This window comes from Micromonospora inositola, from assembly GCF_900090285.1.
Lineage (GTDB): Bacteria > Actinomycetota > Actinomycetes > Mycobacteriales > Micromonosporaceae > Micromonospora > Micromonospora inositola.
On the sequence record NZ_LT607754.1, the window covers coordinates 2,486,914 to 2,511,566 of the forward strand.

Genomic DNA, 24,653 nt, shown 5'->3' on the forward strand with positions numbered 1-24,653 from the left:
GAGGCTCCTCATGCCGTACCCCGAGATCCGGCCCCGCCGGCTGCGCCGTAACGCCGCCGTGCGGCGGCTGGTTGCCGAGACCCGCGTCGATCCGGCCGAGCTGGTCGTGCCGATGTTCGTCAAGGAGGGGCTGGCCGAGCCGCGGCAGATCGCGTCGCTCCCGGGAGTGCTCCAGCACTCCCGGGACTCGCTGCGCAAGGCCGCCGTCGAGGCGGTCCAGGCCGGCGTCGGCGGGATCATGCTCTTCGGGGTGCCCGCCGAGCGGGACGCCACCGGCTCCGGTGGCATCGACCCGAACGGCATCCTCAACGTGGCGATCCGGGACGTGGTCGCCGAGGTCGGTGACGCCACGGTCGTGATGAGCGACCTCTGCTTGGACGAGTTCACCTCGCACGGCCACTGCGGCCTGCTCACCCCGGACGGCGGCGTCGACAACGACGCCACCCTGGCCGCGTACGCCGACATGGCGGTGGCCCAGGCCATCGCCGGGGTCGGCGTGGTCGGGCCGTCCGGGATGATGGACGGCCAGGTCGGAGTGGTCCGCCGGGCCCTGGACGCCGCGGGCCACCAGGACGTCGCGGTGCTGGCGTACGCGGCGAAGTACGCCTCCGCGTTCTACGGCCCGTTCCGGGACGCGGTGGAGTCCGCTCTGGAGGGCGACCGGCGCACCTACCAGCAGGACCCGGCGAACCTGCGGGAGTCGCTGCGCGAGGTGGAGCTGGACGTGGCCGAGGGCGCCGACATGGTGATGGTCAAGCCGGCGCTGCCCTACCTCGACGTGGTGTCGGCGGTCCGGGCCGCGGTGGACGTCCCGGTCGCCGCCTACCAGGTCTCCGGCGAGTACGCGATGGTCGAGGCGGCCGCCGCAAACGGCTGGATCGACCGGGAGCGGGTGATGCTGGAGACGCTCACCTCGATCCGCCGGGCCGGCGCGCAGATCATCCTCACCTACTGGGCGGTCGAGGCCGCCCAGCTGCTCCGCGAGCGCTACTGAGCGCTGACGGTCACCACCCGGGCCAGCTCGGAGACGGAGTAGACCTTGCGGGCCGGCTGCGGTAGCTGCGCCCAGACCACGCGGACGGTGGTGTCGTCGGCCCAGGCGGCCCCCCAGGTGCCGCTGACCACGAGGCCGTAGACCACGCTCGCGGTCCCGATGAACTGGTCTGCCAGACGCTGTCCGCTGGTGGTGTCCAGGATCGCCATCCGGTACTCCCACTGGTGCCGACCGCTCGGACGGCCGTAGGGGATCGCGACGAGCCTGCCGTTCGGGGAGAGCCGGATCGACTGTGCGCAGTCGCCCTTCACCTCGAGGCGGGACTGCCGCCTCCCGTCGGCCAGTCGGAGCACGTCGACCTGGCACCGCTCCATGGACGGCCCGCTGGTCGCCGTCACCACCAGGCCCGCCGCCACGTCCACGGTCCCGAACAGCACCTCAGCGCGAACCTTCGAGGCGCGGATCAGGGTCTCCTCCCGGCCGGTGGCCAGCTCGTGGGCCACGAGGCCGACGTTGTCGCGGACGAGATACGCGTACCGCTCGTCGGCGCCGACGAGTTCGAGGCCCTGGCCCTTGACCCTGACCTCCCGGCTGCGCTGGATCCGACCGTCCGTGTCCAACAACATGAGCTTGATGGACAGACCCGCCACGTTCGGGCCGTCCCTGCGCTGCACACCGGGCATGAGGTCGGTGAGCTTGAGGCCGACCAGCCGCCCGTCGGGCAGGGCCACGTTGCTCTCCCACCCGGCGGGGACCCGGTGCCGGACCACCGAGCCGTCGGCCACCACCTCGTCCGCGGCGCCGCCCACCAGACCGATCTCGGGTCCGCCCCGGAGCGGCTTGGAGCTACCGCCGCCACCGGCGATGAACAGTCGCTGTGCCGGCGCAGGCGGCGGCGCCGGCGTGGTGGGACCGGCCCCGGTGGGCGGGGGCGACGGCGCGGACACCGGTGCGGCAGCCCGGTCGTCACCCGCGAGCAGCGGGACGGCGCCGCCGGTGAGGGCGACCAGCACGGCCAGTCCGGCCGCGGTTGCCGCGGCGCGCCGGCGACGTCGGGCACGGGCCCGTCGGCGCACGTTCGCCAGGTCCGCCACGTGCGGTGCGGTGGCGCGCGCGGCGCGGTGCACCAGTTCGGTGAGGTCATCGGGTACGACGTCCACCGTCACTCCTTCTCGTCCAATGCCGCCCGAAGGCCGGCCAGGCCACGGGAGAGCCGGCTACGGACCGTGCCCTCGGTCAGGTTGAGCACCGCCGCCGTCTCGGCGGTGGAGAGGTCCAGCAGGACCCGGCAGACGATCACGGTGCGCTGGCCGACGGGCAGTCGGTCCAGGGCCGACCGGGCGGCCAGGCCGGCCGGGTCGGGTGCGGGCGCCGCCGCCCCCCGCCACTCGTCGGCCGGTGGTCGCTCCCGGCGGACCTTCCGCCACCACGACGTGGCCCAATTGAGTCCGACCCGGAACACCCAGCCCGCCGGGTTGTCGAGCCCGCGGACCCGGTCCCAGCGCGCGTACGCCCGCGCCATCGCCTCGTCGGCGGCCTCCCGCGCAACGGCCGGGTTTCCGACGGCCAGCGCGAGCGCCCGGTGGATCCGGTCCACGTGCTCCCGGTAGAACTGCTCGAACGGCAGCTCTGCCCGGGCGCCGGCCGGCTCGGCGCGGTCGCGTGTCAGCTCTTCCACGGCACTGGCCGGCGCTGCCGGGTGGCTTCCCATGCCAGGTACACGCCCGGCCCCGGCGCGGTGTTCCATCAGTTCACCCCGTTTTCCGGAAACCCGCGGGGCCGGGTGGTCCGCGCCGAGCGCGACTGCGCTCGTCCTGGCCGCTGGCCCGCGGCCGCGGGAGCGGGCTGTCGCGGGACGGGCTGTCGCGGGACGGGCCGTGCCGCGACCACTAGTGTCCACGTCCTTTGCTCTGCTGCAGCCCACGCAACACTTCGGCGCTTTGACTGTTGCGTGGGCTGCAGCAGAGCAAAGGGGTCGAGGCAGATCCTGGCGGGCGGGCGGGCGGGCGGGCCGGCACGCGTGCGCGGCGGTCGCACGGGTCTGTCCACAGTTTTGTCCACAGGGGTTGTCGGTGGTGTGTACCGCTGGGCAGGGTGCCGGCATGGCTTCCGCGCTCGATCCACCGCCGACGGGCCCGACGATCGGTCGCGTGCCGATCGCCGGGCTGGTCCGGCAGGCCCGCCGGATCGCCGGGCTCGGCCAGCGGCAGATGGCCCGCTTCGCCAAGGTGGCGCCGTCGACCGTGGGCAGGGTCGAGGCCGGCGGGATGACCCCCAGTCTCCAGGTGCTCGAACGGCTGCTGGGGGCGGCGGGCCTGTACCTCGTCGTGGTCGACCAGGAGGGGCGGGTGATCCAGCCGATGGAGGACTGGGACGACACCCGCGACGGCGCGGGACGCCGGTATCCGTCGCACCTGAAGCTGATCCTCGACCCCGAGCCCGGCGAGTGGTGGGCCGACATCTACGGCCTGGCCCGGCCGCCCGAGACCTTCCACCGCTGCCCGATCGACCGGGAGGCGCGCCGCCGCCGCAGCCAGTGGGAGGTGCGGGTGGCGAAGTACCGCGGCGTGCCGCCCCCGGAGGATCCGCGGCGGTGGACGTACTGAAGCGGCCCGTCGTCCAGCCGGTGAGCTGGACGACGGGCCGCTTCTGGGCAGAATGGTCAGTCGTCGTTGGCGATGGTGCCGACGGCGACCGGGTCGGCGAGCCGGAGGCCCGGCACGCCGGCGACGAAGAGCTTCAGCTGCTCGTCCGCCTCGACCTTCCGGTCACCGCGGACGGCCACCGGGAAGGCGATCGACGTCTGCCCCGCCGCCAGGGTGCGGCAGCCGACGTACGGGTCGTAGTCGGAGCCGGCCTGGGCGGTGATGCCGTACGTGGTGGCGCAGATCAGCGCCGGCTCGGAGAGCGGCCGGGACACCGTCACCGTGAACGTCAGGGCGGCGTCGCCCTTGTCGCCCTCGGCCACCGACGCGTCCGCGACGGTCAGCGACGCGCGGGAGTGGAACCGGGCCACCTGCGGGTCGTGGTCGCTGGCGCCCCGGTCGCCGAGGCCCTCGGCGTCGGTCGGGTAGTCGGCGTTGATGTGCGCCGAGCGGATCTGCACCAGGTCGTCGTGGAGCTTGTCGTTGGTGAAGAGGTTGTCCAGCGTCTGCGCCTGCCCGCTGAAGGTGTACGAGTACGCCGCCGCCGGCACGTCCGCGACCAGGTCGTCCCAGAGGTTGTGCATACCGGCCTGGTACAGCGGGCCGAGTTGGTCCGACGGGGTCGGGTTCGCCCCGGTGGCGATCGGGTCGTCCGGGCGGGGGAAGACGTTCAGGTCGCCGCCGTAGATGACCCGGGCGTTGGGGTCGTTCGCTTCGACGGCCTTCACCAGCGCGGCGCCGTACGCGGCCTGCTCCCGCCGCTGCCCGACCCGGGTGTCCGGGCCGGACGAGTAGTGGTTGCTCAGCGCCCAGAGGGTGTAGTGCTCGGTCGACCCGGGCCCCGCCGCCACAGTGAACTTCCCGAGCTGCGGGGCTCGGGTGTAGACGTTCGCGCCGTCCACCCCGGTGGAGCGGTCCACGTCGGCCGGCAGCACCGCGTTGAGCGCCTTCGGGTTCTGCACGTCGGCGTTGGCCGGCAGCCCCGCCGAGCGGTACTCCACCGTCGGGGTGGTGCCCAGCAGCGGGTCGGTGGCGGTCGCCTCGGCCAGCGTCAGCCGGTCGGTGCGGTAGAGGAACGCCGAGGTGATGCCCCGGGCGTCCGCGCCGGTGCGGTCGTACGCGGCGGCGTAGGCGGGACCGCCGTTGGCCGCGATGGTGAGCGCCAACTCCTGGATGGTGTCCGGCGCGCCGTCGGCGTTGTTGGTGTCCCCACAGGCCAGCTTGCCGTCGGCGACCGAGCAGATGTCCTGGTCCTCGGCCTCCTGCACCAGCACCAGGTCGGGGCTGTGCAGGGCGGTCACGATCTGCCGGGCCTCGACGCCCAGCCGCGCGGTGTACGCGGCCTCGTTGGCCGGCACGTAGTCGAATGGCGGGGTGACTCCGGTGCAGCCCGGGTTGCCGGCGAAGTCGCAGCCGTCGAACGGGTCGTCCCGGTAGTCGTACAGGTTCTCCAGGTTGTAGGTGGCGACCGCGACCTCGGTGTCCCGGTTCGCCGGCTGCGGCGGGTTGTTCGCCGCCGGGTCGGCGCCACCGGTGAGGGTGAGCTGCTCCGGCTGGACGCTGTACTTGCTGAACGCGTACGAGATGGCGCCGTAGGCGTCCTCGGTCAGCGTGTCGAAGGTGCGGGCCTCCGGCAGCAGCGCGCCGGAGTCACCGGCGGTGGCCTTCACCCCGCCCGCGCCCAGCAGGACGCGCTGGTTGTTGCCGTTGTCGAAGAGCGTGCCCGGCATGTCGTCCAGCGGGTGCGCGTCCCGGAACACCCGGCGGGCGTACGGGTCGGTCCGCTTCATGATCGGGTCCTCGCGGTCCACCACGTAGATCTCCGAGTCGGCGGTGGAGGCGAAGATGTGCCGCGGGGCGGCGACCCCGCTGCCCGACCGGACCCGCATCCGGGCCCCCTCGTGCCGCTCCCAGTAGAGGTCGGCGGCCGCCGCCTCGGCCGGCGGCGTCGCGTCGTCGACCTGCACGGCCGTGTCGACGTCCAGGCCGGAGTCCAGCTTGCGCACCAGCGAGGCGCTGGAGAGCTGGGTCTGGCTGAAGAACTCGGACACCCGCCCGCGCAGCACGACCTCGTCGCCGACGGTCGGCGCGTAGCCCCCGATCAGCGTGGTGAAGGAGCCCATGAAGACGAAGATCCCGTCCGAGGTGAGCGGGTCGCCGTCCTCGCTGCCCTTGCGGCTCTGCAGATAGAAGCCGTACTGGTCGGCCCCGGCGGAGGTGCGGGTGAGCGACTTCTGGGTGATCACGCCGCGCACGTCGTACAGGGCGGAGCTGGTGCCGTTGCCGCTGGCCGGGGCGAGCGCCGAGCGGTCGGTGGCGCCCTTCTCGTCGTCGCTGGTGCGGCCCTGCACCTCGCCCACCGACAGCAGGGCGGTGGCCTGCACGGTGAGCGTGCAGGTGGCCGTCGCGCCGTCGGCGTCGGTCGAGGTCACGGTGACCGTGTACGAGCCGGCCGGCAGGCCGGTGGCGGTGACCGTCGCGGTGGCGGTGCCGCCGACCCCGGCGGCCGGGGTGACGGCGCTACGGCTGATCGAGCCGGTCGCCGGGCCCGGGCTGACGGCGGTGACCGCCAGGTCGGTGACCGTGTCGTCGGCGTCGGTGGCGGTCACCTCGCGGGTCGCGGTGGCGCCGGCCTCGACGGTCAGCGTGCCGCCGCAGGTGAGCTTGGCCGGCTGGTCGACGGGGCCGCCGCCGTCGACGGAGTGGCTGCCCAGGCCGTCGAAGGTGTCGGTCGCGAAGCCGGCCCACTGGACGGCCGGGTCGAAGGCGTCCGACGGGTCGGTGTCCCCGCCGCTCACCGACGGCAGCCGGCGCAGCGTGTTGTCGGCGGTGCTGGTCAGCCCGGTGCCCCACTCGGTGCCGGGGTCGACGCCGACCTGACCGATCGAGTCGAGCACCGTGGTGCCCTTGCGCAGCACGATCGCGTCGTCGCCGTTGAACAGGCTGGCGCCGGTGGTCTGGTCGGCCTGGGCGAGGATCGCCGGCGCGGCCGACGAGGCGGCGAAGACGAAGACGTCACCGGTGGCCACCGTGCCGGTCAGGGCGACGTTCGTCGCCGTGGTCGAGCCGTTGAAGTAGAGCTGGAGCTGGAAGCCGCCGGCGGCCAGGTCGACCGGGGCGCCGGTGCCGTTGTACAGCTCGATCGCCTTGTTGTTGGACAACCCCTCGACGTACTCGGAGATGAACAGGTCGGTGGGCGCGGCGCTGGCCGCGATGGGTGCGACGCCGATTGCCGTGACGGAGACGGCGGCGGTTGTCGCGAGCGCGGCGAGTGTGCGGCGCGGGCGCATGAGGCCTCCACGATGGGCGGACGGGAACTAACGCACGTTAAGTCGCGTTCCTGTCCGCCGTCCATCCCCCGGCAGGCCGTTTGGTGAATATCCGTCAGTGCTGCGCGTCGAGGCGGTGCACCAGCTCGGCGACGTCCACGCCGTACTCGCACCAGTCCCGGTCCGGCCGGTAGCCCAGCTCGGCGTTCACCTTCAGCATCGCCTCGTTGGCCTGGGCGTTCCAGGTCTGCACCTCGGCCAGGTCCGGCTCGGCCGAGCGCAGTTCCAGCAGCATCCGCGCCTTGATCGCCCGGTCGATGCCGTAACCCCGGTGGTCCTGCACCACGATCGTGTCGTACTGGTCGGCGCGGGTGGGGTGCTGGGCCGGCACCACCACCTCGGTCAGCCCGGCCACCTCCCCGCTCTGCTCGTGGGTGGCCAGCACGATGTACGGCTTCATGCCACGCCGGTGCAGCGTGTCCAGGCTGTCCCGGAGCCGCTCCGGGTCATAGGAGCTGGGGCGCAGCTCGCCGTCGTCGACGTCGCGCACCTCCGCCTTGGCCCGCGCGTACGCCTCGATCAGGTCGTCCGGCGGACCACCCGGGCAGAACTCCAGGTGGTAGCCCGCCCCGACGCCGGTGGCCATCTCCGCCAGCACCGGCCAGTCCACCGCGCCCAGGTCGAGCACGCTGCGGGTCTCGACGTACTCCCGGTTGAAGCCGAGCGACTCGTAGAAGGCCACCGCCGGGGTGTCCCCGACGACCTCGACGCCGATCGATCCGAAGCCCTCGTCCCGGATCCGGCGGGCGGCGAGCTTGACCAGGGTGCGGCCCAGCCCGCTGCGCCGGACCGACGGGTGCACCAGCACCTCCAGCACCCCGATCCCGCCGAGGAGCAGCACCTGGACCTGGCCCAGGATCTGCCCCGGGGTGCCGTCGGCGGCCGGTTCGTCCTGGGCGACCCAGGAGATCCGCCGTTCACCGGGCATCACCTCGGAGAGGTATTCCCGCAGGGAACTCTCCCGCCAGGGCGGATCCTGCGGGAGGTCGGCCGCCAGGACCGCGTTCAGCGTGTCCAGCAGCGACGCGATCTCGACGGACGACGCGGTCCTGGGGTCCCACTCGCGCACCATCACCCGTCTAGCTTGCCGTCAACGGCTGCTTGGGGGAAGGGCCCAGTTCTCCAATGTGCGCGGACGATCACCTTACGTACGGCTGAGCCGTCCGTACTCGTTCGCCCGGTCGAAGACGTCCTGGGCGTACCGGCGGACGTCGTTGTAGGAGAGGATGGCGCCCCACCAGTCACCCGGAATGGTCATGTTCCGGCCGCCCTTGCAGAGATAGTTGCCGGCCGCCAGGGCAGCGTCGTCGATGTCGTGCGGGTCCCGGCGGCCGTCGTTGTCCGCGTCTGCGCCGATCTCCTGCCAGGTGCTGGGGATGAACTGCATCGGGCCGAGCGCCCGGTCGTAGACGGTGTCGTGGTCGAGCTGGCCCCTGTCGGTGTCGAGGATCCGGGACCGGCCGCCCTGCCCGTCCAGCGGGTCGCCGACGATCTCCGGCTCGGACCGGCCGGTGGGCGTGAGGGTGGCGCCGTTGGCCGACCCGTGCCGGGACTCGACGTACCCGATCGCGGCGAGGGTGGTCCAGCTGAGCTGGCAGCTGCGGTGCGTCTCGGCCAGCACCAGCTCGGCGTAGCCGTACGCCTGCATGGCCACCGCCGGGATCTGGGTCCGCGCGCTCATCTGCTGCGCCCAGGCGGCCAGCGCGTCCGCCGGCCGGCCGGTCGACGCCGGACCGACGACCGGCCCGGTGGGCCACGCCCCGCCGGGCAGCGGCGTCCCCGCCGGCAGGGGCGTGCCGGGCAGTCCCGTCGCGCCGGGCAGACCCGGGGGTACGGCGGTGCCGGTCGGCCCGGGCAGCGCGCCCCCCTCCGGTACGCCGGTGACGGAGACGCCGGCGGTGGCGTCCACGGCCACCGGGCGGGACGGCCGAGCCGCCTGCGGCACCAGCAGCGCACCCGCCGCCGCGGTCGCCCCCACCAGGGCGAGCAGGAACACCCCGGGCAGGGTTGCCCGACCGCTGGGACGGCGGGACCAGGCCCGGGTGGCCCGGGCCGCGCCGACGGCGAGCTGCCGGGGCGGCGGCACCCGCACCGCGTGCGCGAACGGCACCCGCCGACGCCGGGAGACGGTGCTGGCCAGCTCCACCGTGCCGGCGCCGCTCTCCGTCTGCTCCGCCTGCTGGGCCTTCGCGTCCGCCTGCTCGGCCTTCGCGCCGGTGACGCCGTCGGTCTTCTCGGCCTTCTCGGCGGTGTCGCGGCGGGGGCGGGGGACCGGTGTGGACCGCGCGACCGCCCCGGGGTCGTCGGGCGGCGCGGCCGGTCGCAGGGGCCCAACCGTCGGTCTGTCCTCGCCGTCCACCACCCGTCGAGTATCACCCATGTCCGCCCGGGCGTCAGGCCCGGTCGTACCCTGGTGGCATGCCCCGGTACGAGTTCCGCTGCCGCGCCTGCGGCGACACCTTCGAGGTCAACCGGCCGATGGCCGAAGCCGGCCAGCCCGCGTCCTGCCCACAGGGGCACGCCGACACGGCGCGGCTCCTCTCCACCGTCGCGGTCACCGGCCGGGGCGCCGGCCCGGTCGGTGGGGCCTCCGCACCCGCCGGTGGTGGCTGTTGCGGCGGTGGCTGCGGCTGCTGACGTCCGGCCCGACCTCGCCCCGCCGGCCTCCGTGCCTTGCCCGGGACGAGATCCGGTGGCACCTTGGGTCGAAATGTGCCCGGCCGTTCTCGCGATGCGTGACGGCGTGACAATAGGGCAGCATGAAGCCGACGTCAGGGGCGGAGGTTCCACGCATGTCGCCACGGATCCACCTCCCGAGCGGATGGGTGACCTTCGTGTTCACCGACATCGAGGGCTCGACCCGGCTGGCCCAGCTGCTCGGTCCGGGCTACCGCCCGGTGCTGCGGGAACACCGCCGGCTGCTGCGCCACACCCTGGCCGGCACGGACGGGGCGGAGCTGCTGACCGAGGGTGACTCGTTCTTCCTCGCCTTCGCGGACGCGGCCGCCGCGCTCACCGCCTGCCTGACCGCCCAGCGGGCGCTGGTCAGTCACGACTGGCCCACCCCGGAGGCCGCGCCCCGGGTGCGGATGGGCCTGCACACCGGGTACGCCGAGCCCCGGGACGGCGAGTACGCCAGCCCCGAGGTGCACCGGGCCGCCCGGGTGGCCGCCGCCGCGCACGGCGGGCAGGTGCTCTGCTCGGCGGCGACCGCCCGGCGCGCCGACCCGCTGCCGGCCGGGGCGTCCCTGCTGGACCTCGGGCTGCACCGGCTGCGCGGCTTCGACGACCGGGAGCGGCTGTTCCAGCTGGTCGCGCCGGGGCTGGAGCGGCGGTTCCCGCGGCCGCGTACCGCCGACGCGGTGGCGCACAACCTGCCGACCCAGGTCACCTCGTTCGTCGGGCGGGAGCTGGAACGGGCGGCGCTGAGGCGGCTGGTCGAGACGTACCGGCTGGTGACCGTGCTCGGCGCGGGCGGCACTGGCAAGACGCGGCTGGCGGTGGAGCTGGCCTCCGGGGTCGTCGAGTCCTACCCGGACGGGGTCTGGTTCGTCGACGTGGCCGCGGTGACCGACCCGGGGCTGGTCGCGTTCGAGATCGCCGCCGTGCTCGGGCTCCGCCCGGAGCCGGGCCGCCCGATTCTGGACACCCTGGTCGAGTACGCGGCCGCCCGCCGGATGCTGGTCGTGCTGGACACCTGCGACGCCCAGCCGGCGGCCTCGGCCGAGGTGATCTCCCGGCTGCTGGCCGGCGGGCGGGGCGTCCGGGTGCTCGCCACCAGCCGGGAGTCGTTCGGCGTGCCCGGCGAGGTGGTGTGGCGGATCCCGCCGCTCTCGGTGGACCCGCGGCCGGACGGCGCGGAGAGCGACGCGGTGGCGCTGCTGCTGGACCGGACGGCGGCGGCCCGGGGCGGCCGGCCGCCGGACCCGGCCGAGCAGGCCGACCTGCGCCGGGTGGTACGGCGGCTGGACGGGCTGCCGCTCGCCATCGAGCTGGCCGCCGCGCGGCTGCGGGTGCTCTCGGTGGGTCAGCTCGCCGAACGCCTCGACGACATGCTGGGCACCCTGGACGCGGGCCGGGAGGAGCCCGAGCCGCCGCCGGTGGAGGCCGGCTGTTCCGGCAACCAGCAGGACACCGTGGACCTGGTCGCCGCCGCGGCCAGGATCAGCCCACCTACCCGGGCCAGCCGGGCGGTGCAGCGGTCGGCCAGCGAACGGCACCTGACCATGCAGGCCACCGTCACCTGGTCGTACCGGACGCTGGGGCCGCGCTCGGCCCGGCTGCTGCGCTGGCTGTCGGTCTTCGCCGGCCCGGTCGACCTGCCGACCGTCCAGTGGCTGCTCGACGACGATCCGCTCGACCCGCTCTCCGTGCTGGTGGACAAGTCGATGGTGCTGGCCGAGCCGCACGCCTCCGGCAGCACCTACCGGATGCTCGACCCGATCCGGGCGTACGCGGCGCGGCGGCTGGTCGAGGCCGGTGAGGAGCAGACCGCCCGGGACCGGCACGTCGCCTGGTCGCGGCACGCCTTGCAGCGGGCGCACCTCGGGCCGGACGGGCGGCCGGTCACCCTCTCCCTCTACGCGCTGGACCCGCTCGCCGGGGAGCTGCGGGCCGCGCTGCGCTGGTGCGCCACCGGTGGCAGCGCCCGCTCGGGGTTGTGGCTGGCCGGCGGGTTGGACCAGTGGTGGCGGGAGCGGGGGCTGGCCCGGGAGGGGCGGCTCTGGCTGTTCCGGCTCTACGGCCGGATCGCGGAGACCGGCGAGGTGATCCCGGAGGCGGAGCTGGCGGCGGCGTACCACATGCACTCGCTGCACGCCGGCGCGGACGGCGAGTTCGCCGAGGAGCTGCGTTACTCGCAGCGTGCGGAGGCCGCCGCCCGGCAGGCGGGCGACCTGGGCCTGCTCGCCCGGGTCCTGGCCGGCCGGGCAGCGCCGCTGGTCGACATGGGACAGTTCGCGGAGGCCGAGCGGGTCTGCCGCGAGGTGATCGAGTGGGCGCACGAGGAGGACGTGGTCTCCGACGCGCTGCTGGCCATCTACAACCTCGCCGAGCTGCTCTGGCGGCGGGGCGCGCTGGAGGAGGCGGCCGAGCTGCTCGGCGCGGCCCGCCCGGTGGAGGCGGCGCGCCCGGTCGAGCGGGGTCGCCGCTCGGTGGACATGCTGCTCGGCATGGTGGCGCTGGCCCGCGGGGACCTGGTCGCGGCGCACGAACACCTGCTGGTGGCGCTCCGCTCCCGGATGAGCCACGGATACCTCGGCCGGGCCTGCGACACGGTGAACGCGATCGCGGTGCGCTGCGCGTTGGGCGGTGACCCGTCGACCGCGGCCCGGCTCTTCGGGGCGGCGCAGGCGACCCGGGCGAACCTGCGGGCCACCCCGGGCATCTACGGCCCGCACTGGCTGGATCGGCAGGCGCAGCTGCGCCGGGTGCTCGGCGACGAGGCCTTCGACGCCGCGTACGGCGAGGGCGGCGAGCTGGCCCTGGAGGAGGCGGCGGCATTGGCGCTCGGCGTGGAGCACCCGGACCTGGCCGTGGACTCGCCCCGGTTCGGCGCGCCCGGCGCGCCCGGCACCCCGGCCCCCCGCCGGCCCGACCAGGCTCCCGGCCCCCGCCCGGCCTCCGGCCCCCACCCCGCTTGACCGACCCGTGCCGGGCCTCCCGGCCTTCGGCTGCCTTGATCAAGAGGTTTGCGTCCAGGAACGAGCCGGATCCGGACGCAAACCTCTTGATCGACAAGCGGGGCGGGGCCGGGTGGGGTCAGGAGCGGGTGGCGGCGCGGTGCTCGGCGTCGGCCTTCATCCGGGCGGCGCGGTCGATGTCGGACTGCCGGACGGCGGCGACCGAGCCGAAGACGCTGACCGCCTCGTAGTAGGTCCAGGCCAGGCTGTAGCAGGCCGGCCGGACGACGGCGTTGTACGTGGCGCAGACCCGCTTCAGGTCGGCGTAGAAGGCGCTGTCCAGGCGGGACTTGTTGGCGGAGAACTGGCCCATCGCCTTGTAGTTGCGGTAGCCGAAGTCGTGCCGGTAGCAGGAGAGGCTGAAGTTGAAGCCGAGCGGGTTGTCGGGGCTGGAGGAGCAGTAGTCGGTCGACCAGTCGAAGGCGTACTCCGACCAGGCGGCCTTGTTTAGCCGGCCGGCGTTCCAGGCGTTGTAGCTGGTGGCGCTGGTCTGGGTCCAGCTGGAGAGCACGCTGAGCTTCTGCGCGGTGCTCACCGCGGCGGACGCGGGCGAGGCCACGCCCAGCGCGGCGAGCAGCGCGAACGTGCCGGAGATGAGAACGGTGGCGAGGCGTCTGGACACGGTTACCTCCGCGGGTGTGCGGTACGGCGGTTACCGGCGGGTCACCGGATGTCGATCATTCTCAATCAATCGACGAACGTCGAGCGACGGTCGACGTGAACTGTTGGTGACATACGCCGAAACAGACCAATGCCCCGGGTCGCCGAGGCGTCCCGGGGCATTGGGTCCGGTGGGTCAGCCCACGAAGCGCGGCGGGCTGGGCGGCCCCTCGTTCCAGACCCGGTCCAGCGCGGTCACGTGGTACGTGTGGCGCTGACCGGCCTCGGCGGTGGTGTCCACCCAGGACTGCACGTCGCCCGCGTCGCCCCGCACGGTGGCGACGAGGTGCGACGCGTCGGCGAAGTCGCAGGGGTCGGCGCTGCCGGTCCCGTCGAACCGGTAGATCGCGTACGAGGTGGCGGTGCCGAACGCGCCCCGGCCGTCGGCCGGCTGGCGCCAGCTCAGGTGCACCCCGTCGTCCTGCCGCTCGGCGCGGGTGATCACGGGGAAGAGCAGCGGCTTGGCCGGCAGCTGCGACATGGCCGGCACGAGCGCCGGGCGGGAGTAGTGCTCGGCGGCGTAGATGTCGGTGGCGCCAAGCCGGTTGGCCTTCACCTGCACGGCCGAGAAGTGCACGTTGCCGAGCACCTCCGGGTACGACCGGTTGAGCGTCAGGTGGTTCGACAGCTCCTGCGGGTTCATCCAGAACGACCCGTACGCCGGGTCACCGCTCTTGTAGTCGGCCTGGCCGATGTAGAGCTGCACCCGGGTGCCGCGCACGGTCTCCGCCCACCACGGCACCAGCCGGGCGTAGTCGGCGGCCGGGTACTGGCCGATGTACCAGTAGAGCTGCGGCACCACGTAGTCGATCCACTCCTCCTTTACCCACTTGCGGGTGTCGGCGGAGATGATGTCGTACGACTGCGAGCCGGTGGTGTCCGAGCCGGCCGGGTCGGCCGACTTGTTGCGCCAGATGCCGAACGGGCTGACCCCGAACTTCACCCACGGCTTGGCCGCCTTGATCTTGGTGTTCATCTCCTGGATCAGCAGGTTGATGTTGTCCCGCCGCCAGTCCGCCTTGTCGGTGAAGCCCCGGTTGTAGGCCGCGAAGGTGGCGTCGTCCGGCACCTGGTACGTGCCGCTCGGGTACGGGTAGAAGTAGTCGTCGAAGTGCACGCCGTCGATGTCGTACCGGCTGACCGCGTCCATCATCGCGGTCTGGACGAACTCGCGGACCTCGGGGATGCCGGGGTTGTAGTAGAGCCGGCTGCCGGCGACGCCCGCCGGCGGGTAGGCGAAGACCCAGTCCGGGTGCTGCCGGGCCGGGTGGTTCGGCGCGAGCTTCGCGAGGTCCGCGCCGGCCCCGCCGGGGGCCGGCATCGAGACGCGGTACGGGTTGAGCCAGGCGTGGAACTCCAGGTTCCGCTTGTGCGACTCCGCCACGAGGAAGGCCAGCGGGTCCCAGCCCGGGTCCTGGCCGCGCACCCCGGTCAGGTACTCCGACCAGGGCTCGTACGGCGACGGCCAGAACGCGTCGGCGGTGGGGCGGACCTGGACCACGACGGCGTTGTGGTTGAGCTTCTGGGCCAGGTCGAGCCAGCCCAGGTACTCCGCCTTCTGCTTGGCGATCTGGTCGGGCGCGGCCTGGGACGCCTTGCTGGGCCAGTCGATGTTCGTCACCGACGCGATCCACATCGCCCGGAACTGACGCTTCGGAGTGGCCGGGTCGGTGATGCAGGTGGTCGAGGTGGGGGTGGTCGCCGCGTCGCTTTCCGCGGCGCTCGCGGGCGTGGCGGCGACGAGCGCGCCGAGCAGCGCCACGGCCAGCCCGGCGGCTCTGAGCCGAGTTGCCTTCATGCGGTGCGATCCCTTCGTTGGCTCCCGGGGCAGGGTCGGGTGACGACGGACGCTGGGTGCATCCGGCAAGATTCGCCGCAGAACATCAGTCGTCGGTAGAAAACTTTCACTATTCCCCGAACGGCGCAAGGCCTCCGGGCGGATCGATGGCCAGGTCGGCCCGAACGTCCGAGGGTGACCCGGCCCACACGCCCGGTCGTGACCTTTCCGACACGTCGGGTACGGCGTCAGTCGCGGGGAAGCTGGGTAGCTTGGCCGGTCACCGGCCGCCACCGTGGTGGTCGCACGGTGGGGAGGGGTGATCAGCCGTGTCCGTGCTGCGGACCAAACCGATCAAGGACGTGCTGGCCCAGGCGGACGCCGACGGCTCCGACGGGAAGCTCGGGCTGCGCCGCCGGCTCGGCGCCGTCGACCTGATGGGCTTCGGCATCGGCATCGTGATCGGCACCGGCATCTTCACGCTGACCGGCATCGAGGCGAAGAACCACGCCGGGCCCGGCGTGGTGGTGTCGTTCGCCGTCGCGGGCGTGGTCGCGCTGCTCGCCGCGCTCTGCTACGCCGAGCTGGCGTCGAGCGTGCCGACCGCCGGCAGCGCCTACACCTACGCGTACGCGACGATGGGCGAGATCGTCGCCTGGATCATCGGCTGGGACCTGCTGCTGGAGTTCGCGCTCGGCTCGGCGGTGGTGGCCAGAGGCTGGTCCGGCTATCTCGCCGAGCTGTTCGACCTGCCCAGCGCCTGGTTCGCCGAGGAGGGCAGCGTCGTCAACCTCGGGGCCATCGCCATCGTGCTGATCCTCGGCGTGGTCGGCATCGTCGGCATCCGCGAGTCCGCCCGGGTGACCAACCTGCTGGTGCTGGTCAAGGTCGCCATCTGCGTCTTCATCGTGGTCGCCGGGCTCTTCTTCGTGAAGGCGGCCAACCTCAGCCCGTTCATCCCCGCCACCGAGCCCGCCGGCAGCGGCGAGGACGGCATCCGGCAACCGGTCACCCAGGCCCTGTTCGGGCTGGAACCGTCGGTCTTCGGCTTCGCCGGGGTGCTCACCGCCGCCGCCGTGGTCTTCTTCGCGTACACCGGGTTCGAGGCGGTGGCGAACCTCGGCGAGGAGACGAAGAAGCCGCGCCGCGACCTGCCGCTGGGCCTGCTCGGCACGCTGCTGATCTCCACCGTGCTGTACATCGGCGTCTCGCTGGTCCTGGTCGGCATGGTCCGCTACACCGAGATCGACGAGGGCGCGCCGATCGCGTCCGCCTTCGAGGCGGTAGGCGCCGGCTGGGCGGCCATCCTGGTCTCCATCGCCGCCATCGCCGGACTGACCAGCGTGATCCTGGTCGACCTGGTGGCCATGGGCCGGATCGGCTTCGCCATCGCCCGGGACGGGCTGATCCCGCCCTCGATCGCCAAGGTGCATCCGCGGTGGGGCACCCCGTACCGGATCTCGGCGATCATGACCCTCGGCGTGGCGCTGCTCGCCGGCTTCCTGCCGCTCTCCGCCCTCGCCGACCTGGTCAGCATCGGCGCGCTCTGCGCGTTCGTGCTGGTCTCCGTCGCCGTGCCGATCCTGCGCCGCAGGCGACCTGACCTGGACCGGCCGTTCAAGGTGCCGTTCTCCCCGGTGCTGCCGATCGTCTCGGCGCTGGCCTGCCTCTACCTGATGCTCAACCTGTCGGTGGAGACCTGGATCCGGTTCCTGGCCTGGATGCTGCTCGGCGGCCTCATCTACTTCGGCTACGGGTACCGGCGCAATCGACTGGCCCGCCGCGAGGTCGCCCAGTCTCCTCCCGAGCCGGCCCCGGCCGGGCGCTGATCAACCCCACGTACGCGACATCGCGGTGTCCGAGCCGGGTGGATACCGCGATGTCGCGTATCTGGACAGGTCAGGGCCGGGGCTGGGGGATGCCCGTCGGGCCCTGGACGACCGGCTTGCCGTTCGGCCACGTCAGCTCGTCCAGCCAGACCTGGCGGCCGGGGTCGGTGCTGCCCTCCTGGCCGGGCGGCCAGGCGTGGTAGAGCAGCCAGGTGCGGCCGTCCTGCTCCACCATCGAGGCGTGGCCCGGGCCGGAGGCGGCCTGGTTGGCCTTCAGGATCGGGTTCTCCGGGGCCTTCACGCAGGGGCCGGTCGGGCTCTCGCAGACGGCGTAGCCCTCGGCGTAGTCGGCGCGGTCGTAGGCGTTGGCGGCGAAGAAGAGGTACAGCTTCCCGTCGTGCCGGTGGAAGAAGGGCCCCTCGATCAGGGTGCCCTCCCACGGCTCGGTCTGCTTGAGCAGCTTCGTCGGCCCACCGACCAGGCGCAGCCCGTCCGAGCTCAGGCGCTGCGACCAGAGCCAGGTGTCCACCCCGATCGCGTTGCCGTCGTTCTTCCAGAGCAGCCAGAGGCCGCCGTCGGCATCCCGGAACGGGCTGGCGTCGATCGACCCGCCCAGCTCCGCCTGACAGACCAGTGCGGCGGTCGAGTCGTCCCGGTACGGCCCGAGCGGCCGGTCCGCGACCGCCCGGCCGACGCACTGCCGGCCCGAGGACCGGTCGGCGACGGTGTAGTAGAGCAGGAACCGGTCGGGGGCGAGCTGGATCGCCTCGGGCGCCCACGTCCTCCCGGCGTCGGCCCAGCCCGGCAGCTCCGGCAGGGCGTCCCCGGCGTCGCTCCACTCCACCAGGTCGGGGGAGGTGAGCACCGGGACGTTCCGGCCGCCGCTGTTGGTGTGGAACAGGTACCAGGTGTCGGCCACCCGGATCGCCTGCGGATCGGGGGCGTCGGTCCGGACGACCGGGTTGGTGAACATGCGCGTCTGGTCTCCCGTACCCGAAGGGGTTGTCGTGTTGCCGCAACCGGCGACGAGCAGCGCGGCGACCAGTGCCGCCGCGCCGCGCCGCCGGGTCCTGCCGGAGATCATCCCTTCAGGCCGCTGCGCGACACGCCCTGGATGACGTGGCGCTGCGCCAGCACGAAGAGGATCAGCACCGGCACGCTGGCCAGCATCGCCCCGGCCATGATCACCGGATAGTCGGTCACGTAGGCGCCCTGGAGCAGGCCCAGGCCCGCCGGCAGGGTGAGCCGCTCCGGGCTGAACAGCACGTACACCGGCCAGAGGAAGTCGTTCCAGTTGCTCAGGAACGACAGCACCGCCAGGGTGGCCAGCGCCGGCTTCGACAGCGGCAGCAGCACCCGGGTGAAGACCTGCCAGTGGTTCGCGCCGTCCAGCACCGCGGCCTCCTCCAGCTCCCGGGGGATGGAGAGGAAGAACTGCCGCAGGAAGAACACCCCGAACGCGCTCGCCGCCCCCGGCACCACCACCACGGTCAGCGTGTCGATCCAGCCCAGCCGCTCGGCGATCACGAAGTTCGGGATGATCAGCGAGGTGGGCGGCAGGAACAGCGTGCCCACGATCAGCGCGAAGCTCAGCCGCCGGCCGTGGAACCGCAGCCGGGCCAGGGCGTACGCGGCCATCGACGCGGTGGCCAGCACCAGCAGCGTGTGCAGGGTGGCCGCCAGCATGCTGTTGACGAACCAGCGCAGCACCGGGTTCGCCGTGTTGTTGATGATCGCGTCGTAGCCGTACGTGGAGAGCGGGTCCGGCAGCCAGCTCGGTGGGTCCTGCTGCGCGTCGGCGTACGTCTTCAGCGAGGTGAGCAGCATCCACACCACCGGGGTCACGAAGACCGCGGTGATCAGCAGCAGCACGGCGTAGCGCACGCCGCGACGCAGACTCGTCATCGTCGCCCCCTCAGTCTTCCCGGTACCGGAACAGCCGGAAGTTGACGATGCTGACCACCGCCAGCATCAGCGCGAAGAGCACGCTCATCGCGGCCGCCCGGCCCGCGTCGTAGTCGCGCAGCCCCTCGTCGACGATCCGCCAGACCACCGTCCGGGTCTGCTCGCCCGGTGCGCCCTGGGTGATCAGGAACGACTGCCCGAAGACGTTCGCCGAGGCGAGGATGGTGGTGGTCAGCACGAAGAGCAGCACCGGGCGCAGGCCGGGGAGCGTGACGTACCGGAACCGGTCCCAGCCGTTCGCGCCGTCGACCCGGGCCGCCTCGTACAGCTCGGCCGGGATGTCCTGCAGGCCGGCCAGGTAGATCACCGCGTTGAAGCCGCAGGTCCACCAGACGGTCACCCCGACCAGCGACACCCAGGCCCACGGCACATCGGTCACCCACGGGGTGTCCGAGGGCAGGCCGACCGCTCCGAGCAGCCGGTTGACCAGGCCCAGGTTCGCGTCGAGCAGGAAGCGCCAGAGCAGGCCGATCACCGCGACGCCCAGGACGTACGGGGCGAAGAACGCCGCCCGGAAGAACGTCCGTCCGGGGAAGGACCGGTTCAGCAGCAGCGCCAACCCCAGCGGTACGACCACCAGCAGCGGCACCGACAGGAGGGTGAAGATCGCGGTGGCCCGGACGCTGGACCACCAGTCACCGTAGATCGCCGAGTCGCTGGAGAAGAGGTCCTGGTAGTTGTCCAGCCCGATGAACGGCCGGTTCGGCAGCTGGAGGTCCCACTGGTGGAGGCTGATCCAGACTCCGAAGAGGATCGGCGCCAGCCCGAAGACTCCGAACAGGACGAGGTACGGCGCGAGGAAGAGGTACGGGGTGGCCCGGTGCCCCCGCTCGGTGACACCCCGACGGCGGAACCGCCCCGCCGGGGGCGGCGCGTCACCGCGCGCCGCCCCGACCTCGATCACGTCCGCCACGGCGGATCAGTTCCCGTACTTCTTGCGGTTGTCCTCGAGCTGCTTGTTGGCCTTCGCCACGCCGTCGTCCAGCGCCTGCTTCGGCGACTTCTTGCCCAACGCCGCCTCGTTGAAGGAGTTGTAGAAGGTGGTCATCACCTCGCCGAGGCCGGGAGCGGCCGGCGGGAAGGCCGCGTACTCCAGCTCGGGGGCGAGCGCGTTGACCTCGGTCAGGGCCTTGAAGTCGGCGCTCTCCCGGACCGCCTTGCGGGCCGGCACCTGACCGCCCTTGGCCCAGTCCAGCGAGTGCTGGCTGAGCCAGTTGATGAAGACCTTCGCCCCGGAGACCTTGTTGTTGTCGCCGCCGCGCTGCTTGACGATGGTGAAGTTGTGCGAGTTGGCCCAGGCGGCCTGCTGGCTGCCGATCTGCGGCAGCGGCGCGACGCCCCACTGCACGGCGGGGCTCTTCTTCAGGTCGTTGATCTGCCAGATGCCGTTCCAGTTGAACGCGTTCTTGCCACTCTTGAGCGCCAGGTAGTCGGCGTCCTGGCCGACGTTGGCCGGGGAGTACCCCTGCTTGATCATGTCGACCAGCCAGGTGCACGCCTCGACCGCCGGGTCGGAGTTGAAGGTCGCCTTCGCGACCTCGCCGTCGAAGAGCGTGCCGCCCCACTGGTGCAGCAGCGAGTAGAAGGTCATCCCGCCGGTGAACTGGAACGGGCTCACCCAGAAGCCCTGCACGCCGGACTTCTTCAGCTCGGCCAGCGCGGCGGTGTACTCGTCCTTCGTCGCCGGCGGCTTGTTCGGGTCGAGGCCGGCCTTCTCCATGACCGCCTTGTTGTAGTACAGGCCGAGCGGGTGCATGTCCAGCGGGATGCCGTACCGCTTGTCGTGGTAGAGCCCGCCCTTCCAGACGGTCGGGGCGAAGTCGCCCTCGCTCAGCTCCAACGTCTTCGCCACGTCGTCCAGCTCCATGATCACGCCACGGGCGGCGAAGGTAGCGAGCTGGTCCATGTGCATGACCGCGATGTCCGGGCCGTTGCCGCTGGAGACCGCCCCGGGAAGCTTGCTGTAGTAGTCCTGCCACTCGTAGGTGACCACGCCCACGGCGATGTTCTGGTGCTCGCTGTTGAACTGCTCGACCAGCTTCTTGAAGATGTCGCCGTCGCCGCCGGTGAACCCGTTCCACAGCTTCAGGTCGACCTTCGGGCCGGTGTAGTCCTTGCCGCCGTTCCCGGCGGCGGTGGAACCGCCGGTGCTGCTGCCGCCGCCGCAGCCGGCCAGGGTCAGCGTGGCCGCGGCGCCGAGCCCGACGCCGAGCCCGAGCAGGCGACGCCGGCTCATCTCGTTCTGGATCATGCGGTTCTCCTTGGGGACGGGATGAAGTTTGCCTGGTCAGGGCTGAGGCGCGAAGCGCAGCAGGTTCCAGGAGCAGGCGGGCAGCCGGACGGTGCCCCGGCCGCCGTTCCAGGTGGGGCTGGTGAGCTCCCGTGGCGTCACCCGCTCGGGCTCGGCCTCGGTGTTCGTGGCCGCCGGCTCGGACCCGGCAGCGAGAGTGAGGTGCTGCTCGGGGCGCAGCCCGGGCAGGCCGCGCAGGTCGAGGTCGAGCGGGAGGTCCGCGTCGCCCCGGTTGACCGCGAAGACGGCCAGGGTTCCCGTCTCCTCGTCGTGCACCGCGACGGTGTCCAGCACCGGCACGTCGCCGTACTTCTTCGTCTCGTAGCTCGGGGAGACCGGCTCGGTGCGCAGCACGGTGCCCCGCGCGTACCGGGCGGTGAGGGCGAACGGGTGGAAGATGCTCTGCCGCCAGGCCGGCCCGCCGGTGCGGGTGCGGATCGGGGCGATCACGTTGGCGAGCTGCGCCTGGCAGGCGACGCCGACCCGGTCGGCGTGCCGGAGCAGGGTGATCAGCAGGTCGCCGACCACCACCGCGTCGACCGCGGTGAAGTCGTCCTCGATCAGCGCCGGCGCCTCCACCCAGCCGCGCCGGTCCAGGTCGGCCTTGAGGCGGGACTCGTACCAGACGTTCCACTCGTCGAAGGAGATCTTCAGCTTGCGCTTGTGCCGCTGCTTGGCGGCCACGTGGTCGGCGGTGGCGACGACGTCCGTGATGAAGTTGTCCATGTCGACCGCGGAGGCCAGGATGCTGGCCCGGTCGCCGTCGGACGGGTCGTAGTAGGTGTGGGCGGAGATGTAGTCGACGTGCTCGTAGGTGTGCTCCAGGACGGTGGCCTCCCACGCGGCGAAGGTGGGCATCCGCCGGTTCGAGCTGCCGCAGGCGATCAAGCTGATCGACGGGTCGATCAGCTTCATCGCCCGGGCCGTCTCGGCGGCGAGCCGGCCGTACTCGTCGGCGGTCTTGTGACCGACCTGCCACGGGCCGTCCAGCTCGTTGCCGAGGCACCAGAGCCGCACCCCGTACGGCTCCTCGGCGCCGTGCTTGCGGCGCAGGTCCGACAGCTGGGTACCGCCCGGGTGGTTGGTGTACTCCAGCAGGTCGCAGGCCTCCTGCACGCCCCGGGTGCCGAGGTTGACCGCCATCATCGGCTCCACGCCGGCCCCGGCCGCCCAGGTCATGAACTCGTCGAGCCCGAACGTGTTGGTCTCGATCGTCTTCCAGGCCAGGTCGAGCCGGCGGGGCCGGTCGCCGACCGGGCCGACGCCGTCCTCCCACCGGTAGCCGGAGACGAAGTTGCCGCCGGGGTAGCGGACGACCGAGACGCCCAGCTCGCGGGTCAGGTCGAGCACGTCGCCGCGGAGGCCGCGGCCGTCGGCGGTGGGATGTCCCGGCTCGTAGATCCCGCCGTAGACGCAGCGCCCCATGTGCTCGACGAAGGAACCGAAGAGCCGGCGGTCGGCCGGTCCGATCGCGAACGCCGGGTCGATCGTCAGCTGTGCGCTCCGCAACGGGTGCCACCTTTCCTCGTGCCGGGTGCCGGGGTGACCGCGGTCACTCCGTACCTCAGGTTTCTACAACGTTGTAAGCAACGTTGTAAAGGGGTGCGGAGGCGGTAGAGTGCCGGCAGCACCGACACCGGGAGGGTTGGCAGTGCGGCACAGGCTCAAGGACGTCGCCGAGCGGGCCGGCGTGTCGGTGAAGACCGTCTCCAACGTGGTCAACGGCTACCTGCATGTCCGACCGGACACCCGGGCCCGGGTGGAGGAGGCGATCGCCGAGCTGAACTACCGGCCCAACCTCTCCGCGCGCAACCTCCGCAAGGGGCGGACCGGGGTGATCGCCCTGGCCGTCCCGGAGCTGGACATCCCGTACTTCGCCGAGCTGGCTCGGCACGTCGTCACCGCCGCCGCCGAGCACGGCTGGACGGTGCTGATCGACCAGACCGGGGGCGGCCCGGAGCAGGAACGCAAGGTCGCCAGCGGGATCGGCGACCACATGATCGACGGGCTGATCTTCAGCCCGCTGGCGCTCACCGCCGACGACCTCACCGGCCTCGACGGCATGCCGATGGTGCTGCTCGGCGAGCGGGTCGACCACGGCCCGGCCGACCACGTCGTGGTGGACAACGTGGCCGCCGCCCGGGAGGTCACCGCCCACCTGATCGGGCTCGGCCGGCGCCGGATCGCCGCCATCGGCTCGCAGCGCACCCCCGAGGGCGCCAGCGCCCGGCTCCGCCTGGCCGGCTACACCGCCGCCCTGGCAGACGCCGGTATCGGGTACGACGAGAAGCTGGTGGCGCCCGCACCGGCCTGGCACCGCGCGGACGGCGCCGCCGCCATGCGCGACCTGCTCTCCTCCGGCGTACGCCCCGACGCTGTCTTCTGTTTCAACGACACCCTCGCCCTCGGCGCCCTGCGCGCCCTGCACGAGGCGGGGTTGCGGGTGCCCGAGGACGTCGCGGTGGCCGGCTTCGACGACATCGAGGACGGGCGCTTCTCCATCCCCACCCTCACCACCGTCGCCCCGGACAAGGAACGCATCGCGCGGCTCGCGGTGGAACTGCTGGCCGGCCGCCTCGACGGCGACCGGGAGGCGCCGCCCCGGGAGCTCACCGCCCCCCACCGGCTGGCCACCCGCGAGAGCACCACCGGCCGCCCCTGACCTGCGCCGGGCCGGCGGTCAGTCGAAGAAGCGGGCCAGGTGGGTCGGGGCGGGCGCCGGGTCGTCCGGGCCGACCGGGGTCAGGTCGGCGAAGATCGAGGCGCCGTCGCAGCTGGAGTGCAGGGGATACCAGCGCGGGGTGCCCGGCGGGCGCTGACCGCAGATGCCCTTGAACGTCTGCACGTCCAGCAGCCGGACGTGGGTCGGGTCGGCGACCGCGTTCACGTGCCGCCACCAGGGGCTCATCACGTGCAGCACGCCACCCGGCCGGAGCGTCCGGTGGCACTCGTCCAGCAGCGGCAGGAAGTCGATCAGGTGCTCCAGGATGTGCACCGCGAAGAACACGTCCACCGAGTCGTCGGCCAGCGGCAGCGAGCCGGAGAGGTCGGCCACCGCGTCCACCCCCGCCGCGGGGTAGATGTCCAACCCCAGGTTGCCCGGCCACTGCTTGGTCGCCCCGCAGCCCAGGTCCACCACCACCGGGGCGCGGCCGCCGACGCGTACCCTGCACCAGACGCCGAGCACGCCGGCGAGCCGGCCGACCAGATCGCGGACCAGCCGCAGCTCGGCCGGGTCGGCGACCTCGCCGGTCAGGTGCGCGACGCCCCGGTCGAAGCGCACCTCCACCGCCAGCGGGCGCAGCCGGTCGTCGTGCCGGGCCAGATCGGCCCACGCCTCGGCGAGGAACCCGTCGACCTTGCGCAGCCGCTCGGCCGAGGGTGCGGACTGGGCCATCGCGACCATGAGCCACCTCCGGGCCGCCCGTTACCCGCATCCCCGCCCGGTATGCCTGGGCGGCCGCATCTTCGGCCAGCTGAGGC

Annotated in this window: 19 protein-coding genes; 6 read left to right on the forward strand and 13 right to left on the reverse strand. The window is 72.7% G+C overall.

The window, feature by feature from the left end:
* Nucleotides 1–10: 10 nt before the first annotated feature.
* The gene (gene hemB / locus GA0070613_RS11935) at nucleotides 11–994 is read left to right on the forward strand and encodes a porphobilinogen synthase (RefSeq protein ID WP_089012359.1); all 984 of its coding nucleotides are present in this window, start codon (nucleotides 11–13) and stop codon (nucleotides 992–994) included.
* On the opposite strand, the gene GA0070613_RS11940 is transcribed toward hemB, so the two are convergent.
* Both GA0070613_RS11940 and GA0070613_RS11945 read right to left on the reverse strand, forming a co-directional pair.
* Nucleotides 988–2,154 carry a hypothetical protein gene (locus GA0070613_RS11940; RefSeq protein WP_089012360.1) on the reverse strand — a complete coding sequence of 389 codons (1,167 nt, stop codon included), beginning with the start codon at nucleotides 2,152–2,154 and terminating at the stop codon, nucleotides 988–990. The two genes, hemB and GA0070613_RS11940, sit on opposite strands and share 7 nt — an antisense overlap.
* Nucleotides 2,155–2,156: 2 nt before the next feature.
* Nucleotides 2,157–2,672: an RNA polymerase sigma factor gene (locus tag GA0070613_RS11945; RefSeq protein ID WP_231929758.1), complete on the reverse strand. Its 516-nt coding sequence runs from the start codon at nucleotides 2,670–2,672 to the stop codon at nucleotides 2,157–2,159.
* A 424-nt stretch (nucleotides 2,673–3,096) separates the two neighbouring features.
* Here GA0070613_RS11945 and GA0070613_RS11950 point away from each other — a divergent pair, with 424 nt between their 5' ends.
* A complete protein-coding gene (locus tag GA0070613_RS11950) occupies nucleotides 3,097–3,600 on the forward strand; it encodes a helix-turn-helix domain-containing protein (protein ID WP_089012362.1) in 504 nt (167 codons plus the stop codon).
* A 56-nt stretch (nucleotides 3,601–3,656) separates the two neighbouring features.
* Here GA0070613_RS11950 and GA0070613_RS11955 read toward each other — a convergent pair whose 3' ends face one another.
* The 3 genes from GA0070613_RS11955 to GA0070613_RS11965 form a co-directional block, all read right to left on the reverse strand.
* Nucleotides 3,657–6,929: a lamin tail domain-containing protein gene (locus GA0070613_RS11955; protein WP_089012363.1), complete on the reverse strand. Its 3,273-nt coding sequence runs from the start codon at nucleotides 6,927–6,929 to the stop codon at nucleotides 3,657–3,659.
* A gap of 94 nt (nucleotides 6,930–7,023) precedes the next feature.
* The gene (locus tag GA0070613_RS11960; protein WP_089012364.1) at nucleotides 7,024–8,040 is read right to left on the reverse strand and encodes a GNAT family N-acetyltransferase; all 1,017 of its coding nucleotides are present in this window, start codon (nucleotides 8,038–8,040) and stop codon (nucleotides 7,024–7,026) included.
* Between the two features lie 72 nt (nucleotides 8,041–8,112).
* Nucleotides 8,113–9,348 carry a lytic transglycosylase domain-containing protein gene (locus GA0070613_RS11965; protein WP_089012365.1) on the reverse strand — a complete coding sequence of 412 codons (1,236 nt, stop codon included), beginning with the start codon at nucleotides 9,346–9,348 and terminating at the stop codon, nucleotides 8,113–8,115.
* Nucleotides 9,349–9,386: 38 nt separating this feature from the next.
* Between GA0070613_RS11965 and GA0070613_RS11970 the strand changes: the two genes are divergently transcribed.
* Entirely contained in the window at nucleotides 9,387–9,605 is a 219-nt protein-coding gene (locus GA0070613_RS11970) for an FmdB family zinc ribbon protein (protein ID WP_089012366.1), read from the forward strand.
* Nucleotides 9,606–9,760: 155 nt separating this feature from the next.
* Nucleotides 9,761–12,610, forward strand: coding sequence for an ATP-binding protein (locus GA0070613_RS11975; protein ID WP_089012367.1), 2,850 nt, complete (start codon nucleotides 9,761–9,763; stop codon nucleotides 12,608–12,610).
* 118 nt (nucleotides 12,611–12,728) lie between these two features.
* On the opposite strand, the gene GA0070613_RS11980 is transcribed toward GA0070613_RS11975, so the two are convergent.
* A complete protein-coding gene (locus GA0070613_RS11980; protein WP_089012368.1) occupies nucleotides 12,729–13,271 on the reverse strand; it encodes a phospholipase in 543 nt (180 codons plus the stop codon).
* Between the two features lie 174 nt (nucleotides 13,272–13,445).
* Nucleotides 13,446–15,107, reverse strand: coding sequence for a glycoside hydrolase family 10 protein (locus GA0070613_RS11985; protein WP_089012369.1), 1,662 nt, complete (start codon nucleotides 15,105–15,107; stop codon nucleotides 13,446–13,448).
* A gap of 308 nt (nucleotides 15,108–15,415) precedes the next feature.
* Here GA0070613_RS11985 and GA0070613_RS11990 point away from each other — a divergent pair, with 308 nt between their 5' ends.
* A complete protein-coding gene (locus GA0070613_RS11990) occupies nucleotides 15,416–16,915 on the forward strand; it encodes an amino acid permease (RefSeq protein ID WP_089012370.1) in 1,500 nt (499 codons plus the stop codon).
* A 70-nt stretch (nucleotides 16,916–16,985) separates the two neighbouring features.
* Here the strand turns inward: GA0070613_RS11990 and GA0070613_RS11995 are convergent, their stop codons facing one another.
* From GA0070613_RS11995 to arfA, 5 genes are read right to left on the reverse strand one after another with little or no spacing between them, the layout of a single operon-like run.
* Complete coding sequence (locus tag GA0070613_RS11995) at nucleotides 16,986–17,999, reverse strand: glycoside hydrolase family 43 protein (RefSeq protein ID WP_089012371.1); 1,014 nt, start codon at nucleotides 17,997–17,999, stop codon at nucleotides 16,986–16,988.
* Nucleotides 17,996–18,820 (reverse strand): carbohydrate ABC transporter permease, encoded by an 825-nt coding sequence (locus tag GA0070613_RS12000; protein ID WP_089012372.1) that lies wholly within the window; start codon nucleotides 18,818–18,820, stop codon nucleotides 17,996–17,998. Before GA0070613_RS12000 ends, GA0070613_RS11995 begins: the two co-directional genes overlap by 4 nt.
* A gap of 10 nt (nucleotides 18,821–18,830) precedes the next feature.
* Nucleotides 18,831–19,793: a carbohydrate ABC transporter permease gene (locus GA0070613_RS12005; RefSeq protein ID WP_089012373.1), complete on the reverse strand. Its 963-nt coding sequence runs from the start codon at nucleotides 19,791–19,793 to the stop codon at nucleotides 18,831–18,833.
* A gap of 6 nt (nucleotides 19,794–19,799) precedes the next feature.
* A complete protein-coding gene (locus tag GA0070613_RS12010) occupies nucleotides 19,800–21,131 on the reverse strand; it encodes an ABC transporter substrate-binding protein (protein ID WP_089012374.1) in 1,332 nt (443 codons plus the stop codon).
* A 36-nt stretch (nucleotides 21,132–21,167) separates the two neighbouring features.
* Entirely contained in the window at nucleotides 21,168–22,679 is a 1,512-nt protein-coding gene (gene arfA, locus GA0070613_RS12015; protein WP_089012375.1) for an arabinosylfuranosidase ArfA, read from the reverse strand.
* 142 nt (nucleotides 22,680–22,821) lie between these two features.
* Here arfA and GA0070613_RS12020 point away from each other — a divergent pair, with 142 nt between their 5' ends.
* The gene (locus tag GA0070613_RS12020; protein WP_089012376.1) at nucleotides 22,822–23,832 is read left to right on the forward strand and encodes a LacI family DNA-binding transcriptional regulator; all 1,011 of its coding nucleotides are present in this window, start codon (nucleotides 22,822–22,824) and stop codon (nucleotides 23,830–23,832) included.
* 18 nt (nucleotides 23,833–23,850) lie between these two features.
* Here GA0070613_RS12020 and GA0070613_RS12025 read toward each other — a convergent pair whose 3' ends face one another.
* Complete coding sequence (locus GA0070613_RS12025; RefSeq protein WP_089012377.1) at nucleotides 23,851–24,576, reverse strand: methyltransferase domain-containing protein; 726 nt, start codon at nucleotides 24,574–24,576, stop codon at nucleotides 23,851–23,853.
* Nucleotides 24,577–24,653 lie beyond the last annotated feature (77 nt).

Bases quoted from the DNA above. Each gene is read 5' to 3' on its own strand.
- hemB (WP_089012359.1), top strand. From the start codon at position 11: ATGCCGTACCCCGAGATCCGGCCCCGCCGGCTGCGCCGTAACGCCGCC.
- GA0070613_RS11950 (WP_089012362.1), top strand. From the start codon at position 3,097: ATGGCTTCCGCGCTCGATCCACCGCCGACGGGCCCGACGATCGGTCGC.
- GA0070613_RS11955 (WP_089012363.1), bottom strand. From the start codon at position 6,929: ATGCGCCCGCGCCGCACACTCGCCGCGCTCGCGACAACCGCCGCCGTC.
- GA0070613_RS11960 (WP_089012364.1), bottom strand. From the start codon at position 8,040: ATGGTGCGCGAGTGGGACCCCAGGACCGCGTCGTCCGTCGAGATCGCG.
- GA0070613_RS11965 (WP_089012365.1), bottom strand. From the start codon at position 9,348: ATGGGTGATACTCGACGGGTGGTGGACGGCGAGGACAGACCGACGGTT.
- GA0070613_RS11970 (WP_089012366.1), top strand. From the start codon at position 9,387: ATGCCCCGGTACGAGTTCCGCTGCCGCGCCTGCGGCGACACCTTCGAG.
- GA0070613_RS11975 (WP_089012367.1), top strand. From the start codon at position 9,761: ATGTCGCCACGGATCCACCTCCCGAGCGGATGGGTGACCTTCGTGTTC.
- GA0070613_RS11985 (WP_089012369.1), bottom strand. From the start codon at position 15,107: ATGAAGGCAACTCGGCTCAGAGCCGCCGGGCTGGCCGTGGCGCTGCTC.
- GA0070613_RS11995 (WP_089012371.1), bottom strand. From the start codon at position 17,999: ATGATCTCCGGCAGGACCCGGCGGCGCGGCGCGGCGGCACTGGTCGCC.
- GA0070613_RS12000 (WP_089012372.1), bottom strand. From the start codon at position 18,820: ATGACGAGTCTGCGTCGCGGCGTGCGCTACGCCGTGCTGCTGCTGATC.
- GA0070613_RS12010 (WP_089012374.1), bottom strand. From the start codon at position 21,131: ATGATCCAGAACGAGATGAGCCGGCGTCGCCTGCTCGGGCTCGGCGTC.
- GA0070613_RS12025 (WP_089012377.1), bottom strand. From the start codon at position 24,576: ATGGTCGCGATGGCCCAGTCCGCACCCTCGGCCGAGCGGCTGCGCAAG.